The 22,664-nt window shown below is 56.1% G+C and carries 23 protein-coding genes and 2 pseudogenes; 14 read left to right on the plus strand and 11 right to left on the minus strand.

The genetic code is table 11. The annotated features are described in order from the left end of the window. Positions 1 to 302, plus strand: a pseudogene (locus HMPREF1224_RS45750) (stress response protein TerZ); the annotation flags it as partial. Positions 303 to 347: 45 nt separating this feature from the next. Here HMPREF1224_RS45750 and HMPREF1224_RS0112875 read toward each other — a convergent pair. From HMPREF1224_RS0112875 to HMPREF1224_RS45500, 3 genes are all read right to left on the minus strand, one after another. Further along, the gene (locus tag HMPREF1224_RS0112875) at positions 348 to 647 is read right to left on the minus strand and encodes an RES family NAD+ phosphorylase (RefSeq protein WP_031628753.1); all 300 of its coding nucleotides are present in this window, start codon (positions 645 to 647) and stop codon (positions 348 to 350) included. A gap of 426 nt (positions 648 to 1,073) precedes the next feature. Continuing rightward, positions 1,074 to 2,957 carry a helicase gene (locus tag HMPREF1224_RS0112880; RefSeq protein WP_256220532.1) on the minus strand — a complete coding sequence of 628 codons (1,884 nt, stop codon included), beginning with the start codon at positions 2,955 to 2,957 and terminating at the stop codon, positions 1,074 to 1,076. A 240-nt stretch (positions 2,958 to 3,197) separates the two neighbouring features. Beyond that, complete coding sequence (locus HMPREF1224_RS45500; protein WP_155951720.1) at positions 3,198 to 3,431, minus strand: hypothetical protein; 234 nt, start codon at positions 3,429 to 3,431, stop codon at positions 3,198 to 3,200. Positions 3,432 to 3,777: 346 nt separating this feature from the next. Between HMPREF1224_RS45500 and HMPREF1224_RS45505 the strand changes: the two genes are divergently transcribed. From HMPREF1224_RS45505 to HMPREF1224_RS43485, 5 genes are all read left to right on the plus strand, one after another. After that, a complete protein-coding gene (locus HMPREF1224_RS45505) occupies positions 3,778 to 4,302 on the plus strand; it encodes a hypothetical protein (protein WP_010794447.1) in 525 nt (174 codons plus the stop codon). A 678-nt stretch (positions 4,303 to 4,980) separates the two neighbouring features. Continuing rightward, complete coding sequence (locus tag HMPREF1224_RS43470) at positions 4,981 to 5,385, plus strand: response regulator (RefSeq protein WP_010794448.1); 405 nt, start codon at positions 4,981 to 4,983, stop codon at positions 5,383 to 5,385. Next, positions 5,382 to 6,227 (plus strand): prepilin peptidase, encoded by an 846-nt coding sequence (locus HMPREF1224_RS43475; RefSeq protein ID WP_010794449.1) that lies wholly within the window; start codon positions 5,382 to 5,384, stop codon positions 6,225 to 6,227. Before HMPREF1224_RS43470 ends, HMPREF1224_RS43475 begins: the two co-directional genes overlap by 4 nt. Before the next feature lie 130 nt (positions 6,228 to 6,357). Further along, positions 6,358 to 7,653, plus strand: a complete 1,296-nt coding sequence (locus HMPREF1224_RS43480; protein ID WP_010794450.1) for a tyrosine-type recombinase/integrase — start codon at positions 6,358 to 6,360, stop codon at positions 7,651 to 7,653. 2,119 nt (positions 7,654 to 9,772) lie between these two features. Further along, the gene (locus HMPREF1224_RS43485; RefSeq protein WP_010794451.1) at positions 9,773 to 10,864 is read left to right on the plus strand and encodes a hypothetical protein; all 1,092 of its coding nucleotides are present in this window, start codon (positions 9,773 to 9,775) and stop codon (positions 10,862 to 10,864) included. A 31-nt stretch (positions 10,865 to 10,895) separates the two neighbouring features. On the opposite strand, the gene HMPREF1224_RS43490 is transcribed toward HMPREF1224_RS43485, so the two are convergent. Together HMPREF1224_RS43490 and HMPREF1224_RS43495 are read right to left on the minus strand one after the other, a co-directional pair. Then, positions 10,896 to 12,101 carry a hypothetical protein gene (locus HMPREF1224_RS43490; RefSeq protein WP_010794452.1) on the minus strand — a complete coding sequence of 402 codons (1,206 nt, stop codon included), beginning with the start codon at positions 12,099 to 12,101 and terminating at the stop codon, positions 10,896 to 10,898. Between the two features lie 133 nt (positions 12,102 to 12,234). Next, positions 12,235 to 13,269, minus strand: coding sequence for a DNA-binding protein (locus HMPREF1224_RS43495; RefSeq protein WP_010794453.1), 1,035 nt, complete (start codon positions 13,267 to 13,269; stop codon positions 12,235 to 12,237). A gap of 419 nt (positions 13,270 to 13,688) precedes the next feature. Between HMPREF1224_RS43495 and HMPREF1224_RS43500 the strand changes: the two genes are divergently transcribed. Then, on the plus strand, positions 13,689 to 14,609 hold the full coding sequence (locus tag HMPREF1224_RS43500; RefSeq protein ID WP_010794454.1) for a hypothetical protein: 921 nt from the start codon (positions 13,689 to 13,691) through the stop codon (positions 14,607 to 14,609). Here the strand turns inward: HMPREF1224_RS43500 and HMPREF1224_RS43505 are convergent. Next, entirely contained in the window at positions 14,606 to 14,968 is a 363-nt protein-coding gene (locus tag HMPREF1224_RS43505) for a hypothetical protein (protein ID WP_010794455.1), read from the minus strand. The two genes, HMPREF1224_RS43500 and HMPREF1224_RS43505, sit on opposite strands and share 4 nt — an antisense overlap. Before the next feature lie 245 nt (positions 14,969 to 15,213). On the opposite strand from HMPREF1224_RS43505, the pseudogene HMPREF1224_RS46050 reads away from it, so the two are divergent. From HMPREF1224_RS46050 to HMPREF1224_RS43525, 5 genes and pseudogenes are all read left to right on the plus strand, one after another. Continuing rightward, positions 15,214 to 15,348, plus strand: a pseudogene (locus tag HMPREF1224_RS46050) (prohibitin family protein); the annotation flags it as partial. Between the two features lie 159 nt (positions 15,349 to 15,507). Further along, positions 15,508 to 16,809, plus strand: coding sequence for a hypothetical protein (locus HMPREF1224_RS43510; RefSeq protein ID WP_010794456.1), 1,302 nt, complete (start codon positions 15,508 to 15,510; stop codon positions 16,807 to 16,809). A 340-nt stretch (positions 16,810 to 17,149) separates the two neighbouring features. Continuing rightward, positions 17,150 to 17,788: an SOS response-associated peptidase gene (locus HMPREF1224_RS43515; RefSeq protein ID WP_010794458.1), complete on the plus strand. Its 639-nt coding sequence runs from the start codon at positions 17,150 to 17,152 to the stop codon at positions 17,786 to 17,788. A 169-nt stretch (positions 17,789 to 17,957) separates the two neighbouring features. Beyond that, complete coding sequence (locus HMPREF1224_RS43520) at positions 17,958 to 18,302, plus strand: hypothetical protein (RefSeq protein WP_010794459.1); 345 nt, start codon at positions 17,958 to 17,960, stop codon at positions 18,300 to 18,302. A 75-nt stretch (positions 18,303 to 18,377) separates the two neighbouring features. Then, on the plus strand, positions 18,378 to 18,812 hold the full coding sequence (locus tag HMPREF1224_RS43525) for a hypothetical protein (RefSeq protein WP_010794460.1): 435 nt from the start codon (positions 18,378 to 18,380) through the stop codon (positions 18,810 to 18,812). A gap of 47 nt (positions 18,813 to 18,859) precedes the next feature. On the opposite strand, the gene HMPREF1224_RS0112895 is transcribed toward HMPREF1224_RS43525, so the two are convergent. Next, positions 18,860 to 19,156: a helix-turn-helix domain-containing protein gene (locus HMPREF1224_RS0112895; protein ID WP_306341322.1), complete on the minus strand. Its 297-nt coding sequence runs from the start codon at positions 19,154 to 19,156 to the stop codon at positions 18,860 to 18,862. 212 nt (positions 19,157 to 19,368) lie between these two features. Between HMPREF1224_RS0112895 and HMPREF1224_RS43530 the strand changes: the two genes are divergently transcribed. Next, on the plus strand, positions 19,369 to 19,725 hold the full coding sequence (locus HMPREF1224_RS43530) for a hypothetical protein (RefSeq protein ID WP_010794461.1): 357 nt from the start codon (positions 19,369 to 19,371) through the stop codon (positions 19,723 to 19,725). A 125-nt stretch (positions 19,726 to 19,850) separates the two neighbouring features. Then, the gene (locus HMPREF1224_RS43535; protein WP_010794462.1) at positions 19,851 to 20,342 is read left to right on the plus strand and encodes a winged helix-turn-helix domain-containing protein; all 492 of its coding nucleotides are present in this window, start codon (positions 19,851 to 19,853) and stop codon (positions 20,340 to 20,342) included. Positions 20,343 to 20,738: 396 nt separating this feature from the next. Here the strand turns inward: HMPREF1224_RS43535 and HMPREF1224_RS0112910 are convergent, their stop codons facing one another. The 4 genes from HMPREF1224_RS0112910 to HMPREF1224_RS43550 form a co-directional block, all read right to left on the minus strand. Continuing rightward, positions 20,739 to 20,996 (minus strand): hypothetical protein, encoded by a 258-nt coding sequence (locus HMPREF1224_RS0112910; RefSeq protein WP_019485048.1) that lies wholly within the window; start codon positions 20,994 to 20,996, stop codon positions 20,739 to 20,741. Between the two features lie 468 nt (positions 20,997 to 21,464). Next, positions 21,465 to 21,656, minus strand: a complete 192-nt coding sequence (locus HMPREF1224_RS43540; protein WP_010794463.1) for an AbrB/MazE/SpoVT family DNA-binding domain-containing protein — start codon at positions 21,654 to 21,656, stop codon at positions 21,465 to 21,467. Positions 21,657 to 21,768: 112 nt separating this feature from the next. Continuing rightward, the gene (locus tag HMPREF1224_RS43545) at positions 21,769 to 22,053 is read right to left on the minus strand and encodes a hypothetical protein (RefSeq protein WP_010794464.1); all 285 of its coding nucleotides are present in this window, start codon (positions 22,051 to 22,053) and stop codon (positions 21,769 to 21,771) included. Continuing rightward, complete coding sequence (locus tag HMPREF1224_RS43550) at positions 22,050 to 22,451, minus strand: hypothetical protein (protein WP_010794465.1); 402 nt, start codon at positions 22,449 to 22,451, stop codon at positions 22,050 to 22,052. Before HMPREF1224_RS43550 ends, HMPREF1224_RS43545 begins: the two co-directional genes overlap by 4 nt. Positions 22,452 to 22,664 lie beyond the last annotated feature (213 nt).

A 22,664-nucleotide genomic window follows, 5' to 3' on the forward strand; every position in this document is an offset into this window, starting at 1 on the left:
CCGTTTCGGTTGCCTCACTCAAGCCGAGAATGCGGATGGAGTATGGGGACCAGGTAGTAGAGTGTGCCTTCGAATTTAAAAGCGGGTTCTTCAGCAGTCTGATTTACACCTACGTATTGGGGACGATCGAAATTGACGGAGATGAAATTCGGATCAGCCCCAGCGGAGTGACCTCCAAAACCGGTTCTGAAGCCACTCCCTGGCTGACCCGCAAGGGAGACAAGGTCGAACTGACGATGGACGGCCCGCACGTGTTCAAAGGCCGTCCGCTCGAGCGGAAAGGAAGCAAACAGTACGTGTGAGGCGCTACCCCGGTAGCCAGGCGTGAGCCTGGTACCGGGCTTGCACTACGGGCGCGTCCAAGATGACTGGTCGGTAGGGAGATCCCCGCGAGGATCGTTGACCACAAGTTTCCCATGCACCGGCAACTGATCGGTGAAAAGCACCAAGTTCCGACCTCCAGGGTTCGCAACGGACTCGAACAGAATCCCAGCGCATTCAGCCTCGATAGCCAGATCCCCGATAATCCAGCTTGGCGGTTCAACGCCGTCGTTGAAGCGAATCTTTCTCCAATCGCAGAAAAAGTCTTGCCAGATCGGGGCCCAGGTATCGTTATAGCCGCCGGTGAAGTCGATCACTCGATCCATACGGGATGCCCATTGCAACGCGTTGGGCCACCGCGCAGAACAAGGCAAGAAACGTTTCTACATTTCGGCCAGGCACAGCCTCCCAGAACCCAGGCTGGGCTTTGTCCAGAGGAGACGTGAGCGGTAGGACCTTGCCTTTTCGGTGGGCAGAGCTGTTGAACGAATGGATGAAGGGGAGGAGGCTGCTAGCTCGGCGAGGGTGCGGTTCTCATCGAGCTGTGGTTGCCGGTATTTAGGGAGCGCGGCTGACTTCATCATTGGTAATTGGGCGTAGCGTCTGACGAAGAGAGGCTAACACCATGATTTCAAAAACAAAAATCAAACGTCAGACTTGAGTTTCAGGATACGCGACGACTTAGGTCTTGGCCGCCGGCCTTTGTCCGCGGACAAGCCGCCAGCAAGCGGAGGAGGGGGCCACCTCGCGGGCTAGGAGCACCTCGCCCTGGCCGCAGTGTCGGAAGCCCAATCCTGTAGATGCCCAGGGACATAAAGCTGATGACGGGCGCGGGTACCTCCTGTGTAGACCGCAGCAAAAGCCCGGGCAGCATCCAGACGATCGGAACCGCTGCTATCCAATAGCTCAGGGGCCAGCATCACCGAATTGACTTCCGAGTTCTTGGCCGCAACGACCGTTCCCAGTTTGTAGGGCGCCTTGCCAGCCTGGTTCAACTTCATGAGGCTGCGCTCGAAGTCCATTGTGGAATATCCCTTTTCAAGCATCCGGTCTATACGATCAAAGGCGCTCTCCCGCTTCGAGACATCCTTTCGCAGCGCGTCCCAGGAGGTGTACTTGAACAGGGCGCCGTGTGTCGGTCTGATTCCTTCGCGGTAGAGCCCTATGCAGTCGAGGACAAACCACCTGAAACCTCCCTCGCACCCTGGCAGAAGGCTGAACTGTGCCTTCGCATTGGCCAGGCGCTGGAACCACTCAAACATTCCCCACTCAGACCACACCAAGATGGTAGTAGGCTGCTCGGGAATGAAGGGACGGCTATAGAACACGACCCTTGTGTCTTGTTCGCGGTTCCCCTCGAGCGGGTGCACGTCGACCACTGGGTTCTGCTCAATCAGGGTGTTCACCGCAGCTTCCATCTCTCGGCCTGAACGGAGAGAGTGAAATATTTCACGCCGGCGAACGTGTGGTGCACGCTCCACAGCGGCCCCGTCCAGGCGCTGGCAGGAATCCCCCAAGGTGATCACCGGGATAGAGCACCGATCCAGGAATTGAGCCATTGGGGCAGGGAGGTCATGGGCCTCATCGACGATCACGTGGGTGAAGCCTGGCTCGACGGCCGCTGTACTGCTGAGCGAAACCTCTTTGATCCTGTGGTAGCCACGGACAGGTAGCTCCAGTGATGAAGACGACGGGAAAATGGTCTCTTGCCAGAGTCGATTTGCGCATTGAACCAGAAGCTCTTTCTGGGGCACCGAGTACGACCCGCCCAATGATGGAAGATGATGAACTCCAATCTCGACGTCACGGCTTGTGCAGTACCGGAAGACAGTCCTGTTGGCCACTGAGGCGACTTGACTGGGAGTGAGGTTACCAACGGGCTTGAATTCCAGGTGGTTGGCAATCTGGCTCATCTCTGCACGTGCTCGTCTCATCGATAAGCGGAAGGATCTAGAACCATGCCGTCCTACATCCAGTTGAAGCGAGCGGACTGCAAGCTCCGAGAAAGTCATACCAGTTACCCGGCCAGTCCCTACCCTCTGCTGCAGAGCATCAAGTTGCACCTTGGTCATCGCCAGGACGAGAGGGCGGTAAGAGGTGAGGCAATCGATGAGACGCTCGATCATGAACGTCTTTCCCGTTCCGGCGAGAGCCTGGAGGTGAAAGTCCTCATCCAGTTCCGACTTGAAGACGCGGAATGCCCGGGCCTGTTGGGGGGCGAGGTTGAAGGACTTTCCAGATTCGTCAACAAACCTCTCGGTAAATGGATTCAAGGCCTCGGCATGGCGTGAGGAGAATTCGAAATCCCATTTTCGGTCTTCTGTGATGTAACCCTCTGCATCCAGATCTTCAGGTTCGAGAAGGCGGATTGACAGTGGGCGCAGCTTATCTAGCCCGGCGCTGAACAACTGAGGTTTGAAGCGGCTGAACACCAGAGAGGAGAAAGACGCACCCTGGCCAGCGGACTCTAGGTCAAAACCGGCATCAATAAGGCTCGCCAATGCGCGCTCCAGCCGAGCACTTGGATCAGTCGTCTGAGCCAGCGTCGGTAGTGACTGGATAGCGATCACTGCCGCCAAGGACGGTATAGACCACTGCGAAAGCAGCGCTGCTGGGGCGCAGTCGCGATCTTCCAAGGCACTCGCCTGAGGACGGGACAGAGGGAGGAACAAACGTGTTTGTGGCATACCTTGGGCACCTTAAGCACACAGCACCCAGTGCGTAGATCACCCGGGACGTACTTGAACTAGATTCTGGAAGTGAGTGTAACGATAACGAAGATGGAATCCAGCCAAAGAGTGCACCAGCCAAATGTGAGGAGGACATGGGATCAAACGGGCGCATGATCCCATGCATAGCAGGCTTCTAAAGGTCCATTAACCAGCCGTGCGGGAGCAGGAGCAGAGGACACGAGACTGGGCTTTGCGCTTGAGCAGATACAGTCCGACCATCATCACTCCAGATGCGACAGTGGCCACGCTTGCGTGCAGGCTCGGATCGAGCGAGGAAGCTTTCACAGCCAACACTGGCAGCGCAACGACAAAGCCGCCGCACGCAATTCCGGCAACAAATGCCAGGGATTTTTTGAAACGCAACTTAGATCGGTCCATTTTGAGCACTCCGTTGTTAGGGAGTCTGAAATATGAAGAGATTTCAGACGCACTGCGAGCCAAGTCATAGGCCTGAAATCCAACAGGACAACTGACACTCATGTCGTTCCGGGGGTTAGGGCGGATGTCGAGGCCTCCAGTAATAGTGTCCACGGTGTCGCCGTTTCCGATTATTGTTATAATCGGAAATGCTAGGCATGCCTGTTTTTACAACTTTTAAGCATCAAAATTGTGAAATCTGCATCTTCACTCATGCATGAGTGCGAAGACTCAGAATGGGCCTAACACCAGGCTGAACTATACTTCATTTGGGGGCATTCCGGGGAATCTCAACGGAGGTCCCACCATGCGTTCGCTCACACTGATTCCCTTACTGACCAGTTGCATCATCAGTCCTCTGTGCGCCTCCCAGCCGTTTCCCAACACCCAGGTCACCGATGGACAACTGTTGGCGCGGGACTTCAATCGCGGCGGCCACTCGCATGTACAGAAGCGAGCCAATAAACTTCACAACCATGCCGGCAAACGCCAGATCAGGGTGCACAACTACGCTAACGAGGCCGTGCCCTTCATCGTTCACGGCAAAAAGGCCTTCCGCGGAAAGCATGTGAAGAAAGATATCGTAGGGAATGGCCGGCGTTTCAAAGGATCACCCACGAACTCTTTCTCGCCAGGCCAAGCGCAGCAGCGTCCCAAAATGCTCTTTGGAAAGGCTCAGCGCTTTGTTGCTGGCTCGCCAAATAGGCCGTTGGTGGTATTCCGGCAGCCGGTGTACATCAGTAATGGCAATGGTTTCCAGGAAAAGGTGTTAATACATGTCTTCGATCCGAGACAACGGGCATTCATCGCCAGACAATTACAAGATCCATAAATCGTACAAACAACGCCAATTCTGGGTTTGACGTAAATACAGCAAGACACAGGGAAAGATCGGTCTTTACCCTACCCTTATATATTGGCGAAGGACTATTCCGTTCGTATTTCCGCTTTATAAGTTAAGCGGAAATGCGGAGTTACGAACAGCTTATATACAGGTTGCAAACAGAAATAGCCTTGTTATCAACAGGCTACCGGAATTCGATGTGCGGGACCGGAATTTATTGAGCGCCTACCGGAGTTATATGTGCGTTGGCCGGATTGGCATGTACGGTTACCGGTAATTCATGAGCGGTAACCGGAATAATGTGTACAAACACCGGAAAGCTGTGCGCGTCAAGAGGCACTGTAAACACAAGCCCGCTGCTTGTTGTAGCCATCTATCCACACCCTATAACCCCAGTTGGTAATCCCACGTTAATTAACCCCATTCATTTTAACCCCACTACTTAAACCGAGCATCGCACCCCGCTGTTGCTTGCAGCTAACCCGCCAGCATCTGGAAAGCGTCATCCTGGCTTGACTGCAGGTGCTCATCGCTCCCTACCCTGGCCACCGCAATCCGGCCCCCTGTTTTGGTTTGACCTGGCCATGGACGTCGATAGGCTGAGCTTGCCACGCTGGATCGTGCTCGATATGGGTTTCCAGCATTCACAACAAACGGAAGATCACTATGTCCAAGGCCCTGATTGTCGACGACTCTCGAACCGACGCCTACGTATCCCGGAAATGCGCCGATCAGCTGTTCGATGAAGTCAAAGTGGTGGGTACCTTGCAGGAGCTCCTGCAGGTGGTGCCGTCGTTCAATCCCGACGTCATTTTCATGGATTTGTACCTGGGCGAATGGCACAACGGCCTTTCCCATATTCGTGAACTCCGCTCGGGCCATGGCGAACTCAGCATCACGCCGATCATCGTTCTCTCGAGCAAGGCCGCTGAGGAAGACAAGCGTCTGGCAGTCGAAGCTGGTGCGGCCGGCTACATCGTCAAGCCGGCAACTCTCGACAACATGAGGGAGTCCCTCCGCCGCTACGTCCCTGGTTTCATCCCCAAGGGCTGGGAGTCTGTCATAGCGTGATCGAAATACTCCAAGCAGACCAAGCACTCTTCATTGGCATCGTGGCGCTTGTGAGCCTCATGGTTGGGAGTTTCCTCAATGTCGTGGCCTACCGGCTGCCGATCATGCTGGAACGCGCCTGGACAGTTGAGGCTCAGGAATGCCTCGGCCTGCCTTCAAGCGAACCAGTTGACCGGCTCACCCTATCGTCGCCCTCCTCTGCTTGTCCCAATTGCGGGCACAAGATCCGCCCCTGGGAAAACCTCCCAGTGGTGAGCTACATCGCGTTACGCGGCAAATGCTCGGGCTGTGGCACCAAGATCAGCATCACTTATCCTGCCGTTGAGTTGGCGACCGCCCTCCTCTCCGCGTCGCTGGCCTGGCACTACGGTGTAACTCCTGCTGCTTGTGCCGCAATAGTGCTGCTGTGGATGCTCATAGCCCTTTGCCTGATCGACCTGAAGGTCATGCTGCTCCCTGACGCGATTACACTTCCCGCCCTTTGGATCGGTCTTGCCGCCAACTATTTCGGAGTCCTCGCGTCCCTGCACGACGCGGTTGCAGGGGCGGTGGTGGGATATATGACATTCTGGACGATAGGAAAGCTCTTCTACATCGTCCGCGGTGTCGAGGGCCTGGGCCAGGGTGATTACAAGCTGTTTGCACTATTTGGTGCCTGGGGAGGATGGCAAGTGCTGCCCGCGACTTTGCTGATCGCCAGCTTGACCACTGCTGCTGTCGGTATGGCGATCAGACTCGTCCGAAAGGACCGCTATCTGCCGTTTGGCCCTGGTCTGATCGTGGGTGGGGTGATCTCCCTGGTCTTCGGCAGTGAAATCAATCACTGGCTTCTGTACCGGTAAACGCTGAAAACCGGGACCGGAATTTCCTGAGCGCCGCATGAGCTGGGCGCTTCAAGGGTAATCTTGGCTTGTGCTACGAGGCAACGCGGTTAACCTTGGGGTATTCGTTTTCTATAGCTCCGAGGTCCGCTTGCCAGCTCCAGCAAAAACACCGAACAGAGGCGTCCGCCCTTCCCCACTGTTTGATACCTACGAAACCTTTCTCTCGTCGTCGGCTGCTGAGTACGTTGCAGAGCGGCCGGCGATTGAGGAGTTCCTAAAGGTTTTCGCTCCCCATATTCCGGCAGCAAACGACCTCGCCCATGCTCGGGCGTTTTTGAAGTCCTATAGCGGCCAAGCAACCACGTTTAAGGCCTATCGCACGCAGGTAGAGCGCATCCTGTTGTGGTCCTGGATCATCGCAGGGAAATCGATTCTGGACTTGCGCCGGTCTGACGCTGAGAGATTCATGGATTTCAACGTGGCTCCGCCTGCGAGCTGGATTGGAGATGCTGTGCGCCAGAGGTTCCTTCCAAGGGGAGGCGTCTACGAACCGAACCCTGGCTGGCGCCCCTTCGGCATCAAAATTTCGAAAAGCGATCGAAAGAGAGCCAAGGAAGCCGGCGAGGAGTTGGGGGTGTCTGGTTACAAAATGGCTCAGGGCAGTATCCGGCAGGTCTTTTCCATCTGTAGTTCGTTCTTCGAATTTTTGACCCAGGAGGACCTGGCTCAAGGAAACCCCTTCAAGGCGATCAAGGGCAAAAGTCGTTGGATTAGGACCACAGCCAAACGAAGTGGCGGGAAATCCCTTACCCAGCTGCAGTGGGACTTCGTGATCGAGACCGCGGAGCTCATGGCTAACGAAGCACCGGAATCTCATGAGCGCACGTTGTTCATTGTCTCTTCTCTGTTCTCTATGTACCTACGAGTCTCGGACCTGGTAGGTAATCAGCTCTGGACTCCAACGATGGGTTCGTTCGTCAAGGAGGATGAAACTTGGTGGTACGAGGTGGTTGGTAAAGGGAACGTAGAAGCGCGTATTGCAGTGAAGCCTGACTACCTCAAGTACCTGAAGCGGTACCGTCAGAGCCGTAATCTCACGCCCCTGCCACTGAAGGGAGAGCAGGCCCCTCTCCTCACAAAGTTGAATGGTGCCCCAGGATTGAGTGATCGCCAGGTGCGGAACATTGTCCAGGAGGTCTTTGATCGGGCTCTGAAGCGAATGCATGAGGAGGGACGATCGGATTGTGAAGTTGACGACCTACGGGTTGCCACCCTGCATTGGCTTCGTCACACAGGGGCGACCTTTGATGCTCCTCATCGTGATGCAAAAAACCTTCAGGCCGATCTCCGGCACAAGTCGATGAGCACGACTCAGGACATCTACTACAACTCGCTGGACGATCAGCGTGCGGCTGAAGTTGAAGGCCTGACGGTCAAGCGCTGATCCAGCGGGCGGGTTAGCGCAAGCAACAACAGGGATTAGCCTGCGATCGGCTTACCTTCCGGGTTAGAGAACAGGGTTATCTTTCTTGGGGTTACCGATTGGGGTTATAGGGTGTGGACAGATGGCTGCACCCCAAGCCCTGTCTACCGTAGGCTGCTTTGACGCTGTACACCGGATTCCGGGACCCGTACAGCCTGATCCGGTAGCCGTACACGAGGCTCCGGTCAGCGCTCAGAGGACTCCGGTTGATGCACGCAAGATTCCGGTCGCGCTCAGGGGATTCCGGTGGTGTACACCGGAATCCGGTCTCCTGTTGATAACTAGCTTCAAATTACTGGATAACCTGTGCTTAAGCTGTGTGCAACCTGTGCATTGAACAGCTTTACTTTACCGGAGCATCAGTAAATCGGCTTTAAATACAGTGGCTTACAACTGCATACGGTTACCTTTTGCTGACAGCTTGAGTCCCGCCTGGCTAACGACCGGAATGCTGTGAGCGTACGGGTAAAGCCCCTTCTGAACCGGAATTTGTTGAGCGGGAGAGCGTTCAGGTCTGGAATGCGGCTAATGCGAGACCGGATTTCTCTGAGCGCTTCCCTCAAGCACCCCTACCCGCGGCTCTTGGCACCTCGAACCGGAATCTCCTGAGCGCCAAGGGAGGCAATGATGGTGGAACGGGGACCGGAATCTTGCGTGCGCCCGGGAATCTAGCCGGCCTGCGGCAAAATGCTCATCGAGACCAACCGGAATTTCGTGTACGCCAAGTCAGACGCAGGCTCTGCCAGTCGGACTTGGCGATGCGCAGATCGACCGGATTTTGGTGAGCGGTCACAACTAGGCACTCGCACAAGATTGGATCGGTCTCGGGGCTGCTCGAGCCGGCCAAGCTTGGCAGCGTCTTGAGTGGTACGGGGGCTAGCAACAGCGGATGGGCCTTGCCCACATCCCTTCGCCGCAACTGCTACTTGATGCCACATTCTCCAGCGTCGACGCCAGAGTCATGGGGCTCGCGGCTGGCGCAATAGCCCAGCCCCATCATGGCCTTCGGTGACCAGGAAGAAGCGATTACGATCACGACCAGGCCCGTATGCTGGATTTGCCGGAATTCCGTGAGCAGGGAAACGCGCAGAGGGGCGGCCTTGAGATGACGTGTGTCTCCAGGGCTTGCTTTTCTGGTACCGGATTCCTTTGAGCGGCAACTGGCTTGACGGTGGTTACCCTTCGGCAAGACCGGATTCTCGTGAGCGGTTCCCAGCGCATGCCAAACTTCGCGGTGGATAGGCCGGAATATCGTGAGCGCAAGGCTCAATGACTGCTCGAGGGTGAACCGGAATCCGGTGTACACCTACTCCCCCGGGGCTTTGCAACTGTGTAAAGCATAGGGGCAAGAGCTGGAGTGCGATTGAGAGTTAGAGGTCTGAACACCGGAATTTCATGAGCGCAGCGTCCCGCTGGACGCTACACCGTTCAACACCGGATTCTGGTGAGCGCCCGGCAGCGCGCCGGCTAGAGAGGCAGAGGGTGACCGGAATTCTGTGTACGGACTGCCCGCCTGATCTTCTCCTCGTGGGGCATCGATCCAGCCGAGGAAGACCACGTCAGCGCGTTCCGCGGATTTACGGGGCAGGGCTTTCAGTGGAAGACCAGGTCCGATATTCCGGCCGGAATTTGGTGAGCGGCCCGAATTTCCTGCCCTGGAGGCATGGTCGGTGGTTGGCACTCCGCAGAATGAACCGGAATTTCCTGAGCGGTGCGTCAAAGAGCGCTCATTCTCCAGGCCGGAATCTGGTGAGCGCTCAAGCTCCGAACCTATTGCCACGGTAACCGGATTCTTGTGAGCGCCCTGTTTTTCATGGGATACAGCAAAGCCATGCTCGGTTTTAGCGACCGGAATTCTGTGTACGGTATGAGAGATGCCGCACAGGTGGGTTGATCTTCTTCGAGCCGGAATGCTCTGAGCGCTCACAGGATTCCGGCGATCCGAACCGCCAAAGCGGATCTCAGAACGGCTTATGCGAAAACGGTCTTGATTTGGACTAAAAAATCAAGATGAGGGAATATATCCTTTGCATCAGGTTTGTCGAGACGGACGAAACGCGAAAAGTAAGAGAGATAGGCCATGACCGAGTTGAAGCTGACACCTGAAGAAGTACGGCAGGTAGCTGTAGATGACAGGCGATTCAAGCTGCAAACAAAGTTCGATCTGGAATCAGGTCAGGGCGTTCTCCCTTTCACGAATGAGCGTTTCTTTGAGCAAAGCAACCCCATCGTCCGTTCAGCCCTCTTCTCAGCGGGCAAGATTCCCAAAGGCCTCTTCTTCCAGGAATGGACAGAGATCTTCTCCTTGGGATCGGGCTCAATCTGGTACCGCGGTCCGGCGCTGTCTACAGATCACGAACTCGTCCTTGCCCGAATCATGGTGCTGGCCCGCGGCAGGTCACTGACCCAGTCCGTCAAAGTCAAACAGGCTGATGTCTGTCGTTGGCTCAAGCTCGACGACTCCGGTGCGAACTTCAAAAAGGCCCGAAGGATTCTTGATGACCTCGCCGGCGGCGAACTGCGGATATCAAGCAAGCCTGCTCTGAAGAGGCTCTACAACCTGCTCACGCGGCCGCCGCTCGGGCTGCCTGATAGGGACTTCTTTCTCGAGTACATCAAGAATCGGTACGGCGACCAGATCAAGGAGATCGCGGCGGCAATTGAGTCAGATGATACGGTGGTCGATATCAGCATGCGGTTCTTGACCAACCAGGCAAAGAACCACAAGACAGGGCGACTTCTGCTTAATCTTGACCCGATCGCTGCAATTTTCTTCGATGGTGTGAATACCACCCTGGTGCCCTTTGAGATCATGGATCAATTGGATCGATTTGGGACCAAGCTTTTGCCCTTCATCGCATCCCATAGGGATGGCGTATGGCCTATCGGGCTTGAGAAGTACCACGAGTTCAGTGGTTCAAAATCCGAGTATCAGAAGGTCAAGCGGCGGGTGAAGTCGGATCTCAAAAAGCGATTCGAAGACTGGCAGTCGAAGGCCTGGATTGAACCTGGTTGGGACATCTCCAGGAACGATGACGGGGACGAAATAGTCCGAGGGCTGAAGATCGGAGCTAAGGTGCGCATCCGTTCTGAGCTGGAAATCCTTACGGCTGTAGGGGATGACTTAGAGGATGCGGAAGACATTGATGCCGCCGAGGCCGAATCAGCATGAGGCGCGGTGACCGCGCCTCATGGGGGATGACTTAAGCAACGCTTGCGGTCGAGTCAAAAGCTAGGCATTCAGAAACTGGGATGAACTCTTGCCGCCGGCACAGCCAAGCCGAAAGGAAGGTGTAGGCAGTAGTGAGCGCGGCGATCATGGCCATCGTTTCTTTCTTCTCCCTCCGATTCCTTGCATTCGCTCTCGCCTGGGACTCCCCTTTGTACTTGGTGCTTACGAATAGTGATGCCACCAGTGCGCCGAGCACCGCATAGAACACTGACACCAGAGTCATTTTGGCGATGAGTGACAGGCTGATGCTCAGCCACCCCTGATTGGTTCGCACTGACGCATACACCGCGAACATCAATGCAAGCATGAAACCCGTTAGGCCTGCGACCATTGCGAGTTGCCGGGGGAGCTCGAGCCAGTTCATCAAGAAGGCCAGTACCACGCCTGCTGCCGGCAAGAGGTTCGTAATTGCGGCATCCGTGTAGTCGTTGTAGATGGTTGCTTGCCCCTGATGGTGCCTCCACATCGCCCAAGCTGTCAGAAGTGCACCCGCCAGCAGCATGTACTTCCAGGCCGGGCTGGATTTGAACTGCTGCCAAAGAGATTTCTCCGGCGCGCGGTATGACGGCGAGAACGAGGGTGCACTCGAAGCTTGCGCAACCTGTTGGGGTGGTTGGTACTGCGGGATTTGGGCTAGTGCCTGCTGGTGCTCGATAACCCGTTGAGATTCGATCGCTTGGGCGGCCTGAGCGCGCTGCTGGAGTTCGATGATCGCCTGCTGGCGCTGATTCTCGATCTGCGTCTGTCGAGCTGCTTCTTCAATCGCCAGGCGCTCCTCAGTTTGCCGCTGCCTGATGGCCTCCTCTTCCTGGTGCTTGATGAGCTGGGCCTGAGCCAAAGCCGATGCCGATTTACCCCTCTCTGCCGTCACATATTGATCAAGCGCCTGGATGCGGGCGCCGATGGTTTTGTCGAGGCACTTTTGGTCAGTACATGCATCCCTTGTATCGAGCCATTCACGCTGCGACTGACGGACCGCCTCATACTGGGCAGGATTTACCTCCAGGGCGGTCTTATAGGATTTGGCTAACCAGTCGTCCAACCCGGACAGGTAGCCATCACGGCAGATTTCTTTTTCGGGGAAGCTGCTGGCCTTGGAGCAGTCAAAGCTTGCTGCCAAAGTTTGGCCGGCCAGGAGGGCCAGAAGCAGACCGGAGGCTGCTGCACGAAGTTGCATCAAGATCATCCTTTACTTGTTGATCGCCTGTCTGCGTTATCGGCGGCCCACGGCGGTTTATGAGCCCCCGTTGACCATAACGCCCAAGCCGAATGATGCCAGTCAGTCCTACTGATGGCTATCTGCCAGGTCCTCAGGTGTTTCCTTCCGCACCACGTTCTTCCGCGGATTTGGCGCGGGAGGAAAGCTCTGTCTTCATGCCCTCCAGCTGGGCGGAAAGGCGTCTCACCTCGCTGTTCTGAGTTCGAGCAGAGGCTTTTGCTTCCACCAGTCTCTCCTCGGTCTCTCGTCTCTCCTTGATGGCGCTTTCAAGCTGCCTTTCGGCCTCCGAATGCTGAGTTTTTACTGTGGCGAGTTCGATTCTCAAGTTCATGAGTGACTGCTCTGTGACCTGCAGCTTGTCCTTCGCGCTGTCAGCCTCAAGCGTCAACTTCCTGTTCTGCGCTTGCAGGTCGGTCAACTGGGAGGTCATGCCAGACAGTTGCTTATTCAGGCTCAGGATTTCCCCTCTCAGTTGTATGTTGTCCGCCGAGAGGGTGCGGTTGTCCTCGCGCAGAGCGGTCAGCGCGTTATCGAAAGTCGCCTGCTCCTGCCGGCGTTGCTCGTTCAGGGCTGCGAGATAGTGCTCATGAGCATCCCGCTCTGCTTGTAGGTCGTGGGTTAGCTTGCTGGTCGAGCGCTTCTCCACCTCCAGGTTACGTTGCGTGTCAGCCAGCTCCTGGGCCATGCGGCCCAACTCAATGTTGGCCGAGTTCAAGCGCTCAGTCAGTTCGCCCAGCAGCCGTTCGCGATCGGCAAGGGTGCCCTCAGTCTTCGCAAGCTGATCGACGGTGGCTTGGTGCACCACTCGCTCGCCATCAAGGACCTCCTCCATTTCCTTGATTTGCGCCTCGCAGCGCTGCTCGCCCTCACGAACGATCCGCTCGGAGTTCTCTTTCATCTTGTCGTGAAGCGCGAGTACCAGGGCCTGCAGCTCGGTCTGGATACGTCCGCCATCGCCCAGCATCTCGATTTCCTCGTCGCGGAGATCCTTCCAGAACTTCTGCACCGTCGAGTAGGAGCCGCCTGTGATGGCCTGTATGGAACGCACTGTAACCGGGGAACCCTGGTTCCGGAGTTGCGCAATCGCCTGGCGAACCTCCTCTTTCGTGATCCCAACGCGGCTCATGGCTGCCCTCCGTATCTATTGACAGTACCCGAAAACTATGATTTGGCGCCATTTTACCGGCGAACTTTTGTTACCCGCATTACGTAACAAGTAATTACGGTAATAGTATAGGTCAGGCGCGGGAGAAATTGTTTAAAAATGACATCAGATAAAAACTGTAATCATGGGTCATTGCCTAAAAATGGCCCTGTACGTGATTTCTGACGGTTTCATGTGGGGTGTAGGGCGTGCTTTGCGCGTACGGATGAATTTGGATGCGGGGCTGATTTGGCTACTAATCGTCGGGGCTGTTACTGAGAGGGGCGGCCGCAAGCTGGGAATGCAGGAAGACATACAGCCTTCCCATACGCGATGAGGTGGTGAGCCGAGCGCGAGTGTATTCTGTCGTCCTTGCTCTAACTGAACTCACAGGAAACGGAATGAAAGGGCCGGTTGCGACAGTCGAGCTCTGGGAAAAGGGCCGATGCGTTTTCAGTCACGCGGTCTCTATGGAGCTGCTCCAGGCTGCTGTTGATGAAGGTTGTCATTTGCTGCTTGTAGGAGGAGACGGGGCACCGGTGCTTGGCAAAGATGCAATGGTCCCCCTAGGTAATCTGTTGAAACGACAACGGAGCCAGCGCGGCCAGCAACCTGCTGGTCACCCAAACACTGAAGATCGCTCGCCCGATGTCAGCTTGGGGTGGCTCATCGCACTGTTCGAATGGGCCTGTCAGAATTCCCCGCTCGCAGAAATCCGGTACGTTCACCATGCCGTGTTCAGCCTTCCCACACCGAAGCAGCCCTTGCTTCGGATCGAACAGCATGACTCAGGCCGCTACGCCCCTCGGACTTGGGAGAATGCCAAGAGCGCTGATATTACCGTCGCCTTTGCCTCAGATTTCACAACCCGGGGTGAGCAATTGACACTGCGGGCGGCTGGTGAAGCCTATGTGGCCATCCCCGTTTCAATCGAGCCAGTCGCCGCAGCCCGGCGCCTCTATAAGGCGATGTCAGCTGCAAATGCGCGCACCTTGAATGTCGCCGGGAACGGTATCTACACACTGTCTAAGCATGGCTGGACGCAGGAGTGCATCAATGCCTGGGTGTACCAAGTCATTGGCAAGGTCCACCAGCACTGGCCAATCGAGTTCATCCGATCTGGCGGCCAGACAGGAGCTGACGTTGCCGGTTTGGTTAGTGCGCATGCGCTGGGGATTGATTGTCTTGGCCTTTTTCCGAAGCACTTCCTCCAACGAGCGGAGGACAACGTTGATGTGCGTCGTACTGCAACAGAGCTCGAAGCTGAAATTCGGACCTGGGCATTGTTGCTTGGAGTTGAGAATCCATCGACTGATGATTAGGCCTGGCGCAAGCGGTAGGCATCGTATCCCTGCAGGAAATAGCCTTTGGATACGAGGCTGTTCAACAGTCGCTGATTGACGATCGATTGCACGTACACGATCAACCCATTGCTGTCCGCAATACGTTCTGCATTGCTCAGGAAGAGTGTGAATTGCCCCTTCCCTCGCTCGCCTTCATTCGTGACTTCAAGATCAGCCAAGTCAAGCGTCCAGCGGCCTTCCCCGTCAATCCAGCGTGCCGCGATCCGGACATAGACCATCAGGTCGCCAAACTGGAAGCGAGATCTAGCCCCCATAGATCTCGCATTCGCTGCAGCAAAAGCTTCAAGGGCCAGGTAGTTGGTGGCGTGACTGCTCATCGATGGGATCGCTCTTTCGGGACTAAGTACCAGGTGTAGGTTGAGCGCAGGTCAAATCGACCTCAACCTCAAGGCATGGGCCATCTGCCTCAGCAAATTTGAACATACGCTGGTACACCAAGCGAACATTCTCACGTCCAGGACAGGCCTTCTGCGCGATCGTTTAGGCGATCACCCTAGGTGACGACTGATCATCCCGGCTTTCCCCTTCAGGTCATCACATCGAAAAGTAGCCCTGCCACTTCATCAAGGCCCGGGCGGCAGCGCTGGCAAGCAACCAGAACCTCGTCGAGCTGACCAAGGCCGAACGCTGGGATGGGAAGCTGCCCACCACGATGATCCCCGACTCGGCAATTCCCTTCTTGGGCTCCAAGAACTGACCGAGTTCCTCCTTCAAGGCCCGCCCCATTTAGGTGGGCCATTTCACGGTGAACTCCAATAATGAGCACGGCGGGCAAGCTTTCAGCCCGCCTTCTTCATTCGTACCATTGTCAACTCACCGTTATCCTCCCGATCAACAACAAGCCCGGGAGGCCTCAATGGAAATTGTCCACGCGACCCGTCCTGATGGATCAACGGTCCAGCTGCGAGCTGATGGCACGGAGGTTGGTACAACCGACAGTGACCAGAAGCTACTACATCTACTTCCCAAGCTGCTTTTGGATGACCCTCTAACTGAGGCCGTATCCCTGGACCGAGTGGTGTTGGAGATCATCTCCGACGTCGATGGTTTGCTCCCGGCCGAAGGCGTGGTGATCCGGCAGCCGTACCCCAATTCCTCCTACCTGGTCGGTGGCTCGGTGCGTAATCGCAATGGTTGGTGCGTACCGGCGGCCAATCTCCCTGAGCGCTTCGAAGTCGAGTTCCGCTGGACCTTCGTGTCACTGCTCAGTGACGGAAGTGATTGGGTGGTTCGCCATTTCATCCAACTGGAGCTGGAGCAAGGCCCATTTCGGACGTACACCATGGCGGTGTCCAACTGGCCAAATGGCCGTGCCTCGGTCCCGAACATGTACCGCTATACCACGGCATTTATGAATCCCTCCCAGGTGCTGGAGCAGTACAGAAAAGGAAGGCCGACGCTGAATGTCGGCGTCTTACGTGATGGCATGCTCGGCGTGACTTTCCGAGAGGAGATGCGGATTCCCGCAATCCCCTACGAACAGGCAACCAGCATTCACCTTTACCAGAAACAGCAGCTTCATGAAGTGGTCCAGCTGACGGACTTCTCGTTGCTGAATGATGAGCACAAAGCAAATGGTGCTCTGGAGATGCCAGCAAGGGTGCTTCTGGATGCGATCTCTCTGGCAGCAAAGGTTCCATACAAGCGCCCCGAGGTACCTTCCGCGACACCTGGAAGTTCCGAGGATTGCCTTGGGCAATTGGAATCGCACCCTGCTCTACAGTTGCTTTCCGACTGGTGGAACGCTCACCGGATTCCGGTTGCTGGAGAGTTGCCTGCGGCGATGGTCATGCCCTACATCAGGGTTCAGGATGATAACTCCTACTGGTGCGGGTACCGAGAGACGCCCAACAGCACCATTGAGGGAATGAATTGTGTTTCCAGTTCATGCGCTACCTGTGGTGATGCGGTCCTGCTTCACTTCATGGCTTCCGTGAAACACAGCGAGTTCCCAGATGGCTTCCTCGATGTGCGATGCCTGGATGGTTCCGAGTGGGTAGAGGTCGAAGCAACCCGTGAGCAAATGGCCAGGGGCGAGTATGACGAGGCCTACTACTGCCTGGCAGCACTTGCCGAATTTTCTAACAACTTTCCTGCTGCATACCGGCGCCTCCTGCAGGATTCCTTTGAGGCTACGTCGTCGCAATCTAGAGACTGAGCGTGAGTAGTAGGCGGGCATGAGGCCCGCCTTTCGCTTATTGGTCTTGGATCACCTCGAGGTAGCCCGCCGATTTCTCCACGGTGGTTTCCCCGCAGTGCGGACATTCAAGCGGCCATCGGTCCAGGTCACCCAGCGCATTGGGACAGAATTCACGGATGGTGAAAGGTTCTCTGCATTTTCGGCATATGAGTTGGTGGTCTTCGTACATAAACATTCTCCAATCTGAAGGGCTTGCTCGATCTCTTGACTGAGCCTTTACCCTTTACAGTTTTCGAATAGGTGCCTATTCCGGCGGGTCAAAAGCTATGCTTTCAGTCCGACCCGAAGGAACTCAAGCATGTGCAGTCACTATGAGGCGCCGGAAACTGAGCGGTTGATCGCTGGTTATGGTGTGGCCCCAGAGGGGCAATTCAAGATCGATCTCTGGCCCTGCTACGAAGGCCCATTTATTCGCCTGCGTAACGATGAATCTGCTGAAGAGGAAGTGCCTGAATTGGAGGCGGTAGTCGGCCAATTTGGACTCTTACCTTTTTGGGCCAAAGCACGATCGTTAGGGCGTAACACCTACAACGCTCGCACCGAGACTGTGGCGACCAAGCCTACCTATCGAATTGCTTGGCGAGAGGCGAAGCATTGCATCATCCCGGCCGCGGCGATTTATGAACCTGATTGGCGAACAGGGAAGTCGGTCCCTACACGCATCAGTAGAACGGATGGCGGAATCATGTCGATCGCCGGGTTATGGGAACGGTGGAAGACGCCTGATGGCGAGCTGCACTCATACACGATGCTGACGGTCAATGCGGACGACCACGCACTAATGCAAAACTTTCATAAGCCGGGTTCAGAAAAACGCATGGTCGTCATCCTGCCAAACGGGCTGATCCAGGATTGGCTGCGCGCGCCGGCGGAGCGAAGTATGGATTTCATGCGGCAGTACCCTGCTGACCGACTCCAAGCCGAAGCTAGGGCATGAGCATTCTCAGTCGGAACAGCTCCGCTGGATGCTTTCAAACCCTAAATGGTGCCTTCGCCCACACACGCGATGCGCTCGATAAGAAGCTCCGGACTAAGTGAATCCCCCTAGTGGCACAGGTTGACCGCGTGAATGATGGCCACCAGACGAGAGACCTTAGGAATGAAAGATGATAGCTAGCAGTTTCATGGGAATGTCCGCAGCCCTGCAGAACACCTCCGCGTTGACTGTGCTCCTCAAGCATTTGGCAGAATCTGGCTGGCTTCCGCATGAGGTCCTGCGAGGAAGCGAGTGGCTGTACACCCCCGACGTAACGAAGGTCCAAGAAAAGATTCTTTGCTGCGACCCACCGGTGATTCGGCTGTTGCAGAACGGTAGCAACACTGCGCTGATTCGCCTGGATTGGGGCGAATCGCCTTCAAGGATGGTCGTGGATTACACCAAGTCTTGGGGATTTGAGCCCGTGATCCAGCAGGCCCTGGCGAGCATGAATGAAGTTGATGCCGGCCAGTAGAATCATCATCTACATGCGTCTGGTGGGGCGGCCTACCCCTCAGGCTTGCTCTAGGTAGGAAGGGAGAGGACTAAGATGGTTTTGATTGAGATGGCGCTCCAGCGTGCGCTGAGCGCATATATGGGCAAGGTCGATAAAGCTGGCATGCCTTATATATTGCACCCACTGCGTCTGATGGCCAGATTCACTGACCCGTTCGAGCAAGCGGTTTCACTTCTCCACGATGTGATTGAAGACAGTGACACCACCGCGGAGGATCTACTCAACGAAGGCTTCCCTAAGAATGTAGTCGAGGCCGTGGTCCTCCTGAGCCGCCGCCGTGGGGAGAGCTACGAGGTATTCATCGAGCGGATCTGCCCGCACCCGCTGGCGCGTAAGATCAAGCTGGCTGACATCGAAGACAATCTAAACGTGCTGAGGCTGGCTAGCCTCGGGGAGCCGGATCTTCGTCGTGTGTCGAAATACCATCAGGCCTGGAGGCGCTTAAAGAACCTCGAAGCAGGTCAGTAGTCGCAAGGCAGTGGCTTTGTCTGCGGGGGGCACCTCACAACAAAACCTTACCGATCGAGGGCTCCAGAAGAGTCTTGTTTGTCATGCATCTCGTCCAGCTGACTTTGGATGTGACAGGCGAGCTCTAGAACGCTCAAGCCGAACACGTCGCTAATGGAAACGATAGTGTCGAGCGTGGGTGAGCGCTCCCCGCGCTCGAGGACCGAGATGTAGGTGCGATCTAGACCAGCTTCAAACCCAAGCTGCTCTTGAGTGAGGTTGGCAGTTTTTCGCAGGTTTCGAAGTGCGCGGCCAAAGGCCACGTTGTGTTTACGAAAATGGATAAGGCTGTCCCAGCTCGACACGCGAAAAGCTGGAATTTTGGGGATTCAGACTATAGTCGTCTTCCGCTTATAAACGGAATTCGTCCCTCTCTTGCCCTGGTCGCTTCTCGTATTGATGTCTTCACAAGATCGGCTTTGCAGGCCCCGACTTGAATTTCATCACCCCCCTTTCACCTGATTCAGACCTTCCCACCAAGTAATCTGCAGCCCTGTTCTTTTATCTTGGAGCTGCAATGAACAACGACTATCTCAAGCGCGTTTCTCAGTGGATCGTAGGAGAAGATACGGGGCTTTCAGCGATTGCGATTTGGTCGAGCATGATGGGAGTCCAGCCCGAGGATGGCTTCTGCACACCGTCCGATCCTTCTGACCTGGGTCGATGCCTGCGCCTGCTGGAACTGGTACCCGAGTGGAAGGCGCGAATCTCGGAGATGGCCATCCACGGACGCGAATGGGCTGCTCTCGTTTCGCACTGGGAGGAACTCCATCAACTGATGGACGATGAGGTGGGGATCGACTGGAGTAAGGGGAACAGTGCCCTGCGCACCTACGAACGAATGAAGGCCATTCAAGGACATCATCGAACCTGAATCACATTCGCACGGGTTCTGGCACAGCCGGAGCGCCCTGATCATCTCCGGGTGATCAATTGGCCAGTTGGCCAGCTCCATCGAACCGCCGCGAGAAATCTGCGGCCGCGAGTGAGAATGAAACGATGCGCACCACCCGACTCAAACACAAAGTCAGCGCCCCGGGCCAGGGCGAACTGTTCGCCGTCGACCAGATTGCGGGCATCTACAAGGCCAACCCCGACAAGCCCTTAACGAACACCGCGCTCTACGAGATCGTCACCAACCACCTTGGCGTTTCTACGGAAGCCTTGAACGAGCTTGCGCCTGTTGGGGAGAGTGGGCAGAAACACAGCCTGGTTCGCCGCGCTATCCGGTGGACTCAGCAATCTCTGAAACAGATGGGTATTATCGAGCGCGTCAACGGAGAGCGCGGCGTGTGGCGCTTGACCGAAGATGCCAAACGTGACCTCAATCCAGCGAAGTCTGGCGTGAAGGTGCTCGGCTTTCGTACTGACCTGGGCCTGGCGATTTGGGGGCCAAGCGCGGATATCTTCAAAAGACTCACTGTACCGGTCGTGCTTGCGCTCCATTTTGTGGGAGAAACTGCTGATCAGGGATTTAGAAGCCAATGCTAGCTTCCCGCTCGCATGCTCGCGTCTGAGAAAAGACAGGTCAGTCGCACTGTTATCGAAGTACTTTGGCCCTGTCACGTCGGATCAGTGATTCGCAGGTTCGCATGCTGGCTGCGAAATAGCGTTGCGAAACAATCCTCATGCTCCTCTCCGTGGAGCAGGAGATGGTCACACCATCTGGATCAAGCAGAACCCTACTAGCCCCGTGAACGAGCCCCTTGAAACACAGGACACCGTTTCCTTAGTCGATGCTATGAGCAGTCGACCAGCCCGGCTCGATGGATTGAGCATATGCTGAAAGTGGAAAACATGGGGCGCCGACGGCACTATTCTGGGGGCCCCTCGCTTGCTTTTGGACAATACCGAGCACTGTCACCGAGAGACGTTAAGACGTGGAGGCTAGGCGCTGATACTTACCCGCCGAACCTGGATAGCATGGCCAACGCTCACCTTGCGGCGGGGCTTGGCGTTACCCACGACAATCGCGGATCCGTCGGCTTTGGTTTCAACGAGATAGTTGCCCTGCACCTTCATGACGGTATGCCCGGCTGCGAGCGCTCGCAGATAGGCCGCGTGAGTCGCATCTGCGGCGACTGCTGGAATCTCGTCTTCAAGATTCCGAATCTCGCGTTTGGTAAGGCGCTTTTTTCTTTGCATACGCTTCTCACGAGAGGAAGCTGGGCGCATCGGTACCGCTCTAGGGCAATGCTACCCACCGCTCACCAGATTCCGGTAGAACCAACCATCACATCTTCATTCCACCAACAACTCGAACGGTGATGTGCTGTGCACGGGGCATTGACTCCTCATGCGAGCCTAACCTTGTTTAAGGTAAAGAACGACGTCCACTATTTTCTGCATCCGGCACGCGACCTGTATGACCTGTTCGTGATCCAAGTACTATTCTCGGCTGAGCCGGATCTGCAGCGGCACTGAAAGGGAGGATGAGGTCGACCGGAATTTCATGAGCGCGCCGTAATAGCGACCTTGCCTGCCCGACCTGATGTGTGCAAGCAAACCATGTCACGGCATCGACGTGAGGTGTCCGCGGGTGGGACGGTTTCCGATCAAAAGGCCCCACGGCTCATACAACCAGATACATCAAAAAAATTACGATGGGCAGGTCTACTCGGCTGGCTCACCGGGCGGGTGCTTAAGTTTCAAGGACAGCACACCCTCGACACGCTCAAGGATCAACTCATCCCCCACGATCCATCCCAGCCTATCCAACAACTCGGAAGGCAGCTCGATGATGGCATCACCACTACCGTCTCCGGGGTCTTGGCAGACCACTCGCCAGCTGTTGAGGTCACCCATCGTCATGTCCTCGTCATATGATTACATCGCAGGCAATCGAGCAGTGGACCCGGCCAAGCCGCGTAAGTCCAAGCTGAGCCGGCCTGCTCTATGACTTACCGGAATCGGCCGCTCATGAGTAGCGGTACTCTTGCGGCGAAAAGCGTCCCTTGGGGCCAAACAGCAGCATGGCCGTAAACTTTTCCAGGTAGGCCATCGCTTCCGCCGGCGCTTGCTGCACGAAATACGCCCGCTGCACCGCAGGAATCGCGGCGCGGTGCGCCAGACAGGCCTTCACCATTTCCGCCAGCACAGAACCGCGAACGTCGTAACGTGCATCCACGGTACGCAGGACAGTGCGATAGCAGGAGTGATAGGCCGATTGATGATCGACCTGCCGTTGGACATCGCGACTCATCCCTGGCTTCCCGTCTGCCATGAGGCCAGAAACTGCAGCACTCGTTCAATCTGACCCTGACTGACCAGTTGCTCCGCGGTCTGCTGTTCGAAGGTCGGTAAAGGCTCGAGGCGAAACCAAGTGATCGCCCGCTCGACAGCGACTCCGCTCTCGGCTACGGCCAAGATCACCCGCAGGACATCCGCGATAAAACGTTGTGTCGCTTCGGCATCGGATGCGCTGGCCGCATCTGGTTGGCTGCGACGATAGACCGCGACCTGGCGGGTAAACACGGTAGGGCTGAGGCCAAAGATCTCGGCATAGTGCTCAACCGAATAGGGCGCCCCGTTCGCGGGACACAGACAGTCGATCAGCTCGGCGGCCGACAGCACCTCTAGCCGGAGTGCTCCCTGGTTCATAGCTTATTCCTCCTGCCACGTCTCGCTCACAGCATGCCCGCAAACCTGCAAGAGGCAAAGCTCCCATTCGCTAGCCCGGGCCATTACCGTCTCCTTTTTCCACGGAGTCCCCCAAAGCTATCTCCCGGAGGAGCGGCGCTGAACCAGGCCCATCCCAATGCTGGCGGAAAGGTAGTTGTGGAGATAGCCATAGATGTAGATCCTCAGCAGAAC

Source organism: Pseudomonas sp. P179 (assembly GCF_000478485.2).
Lineage (GTDB): Bacteria > Pseudomonadota > Gammaproteobacteria > Pseudomonadales > Pseudomonadaceae > Pseudomonas > Pseudomonas aeruginosa.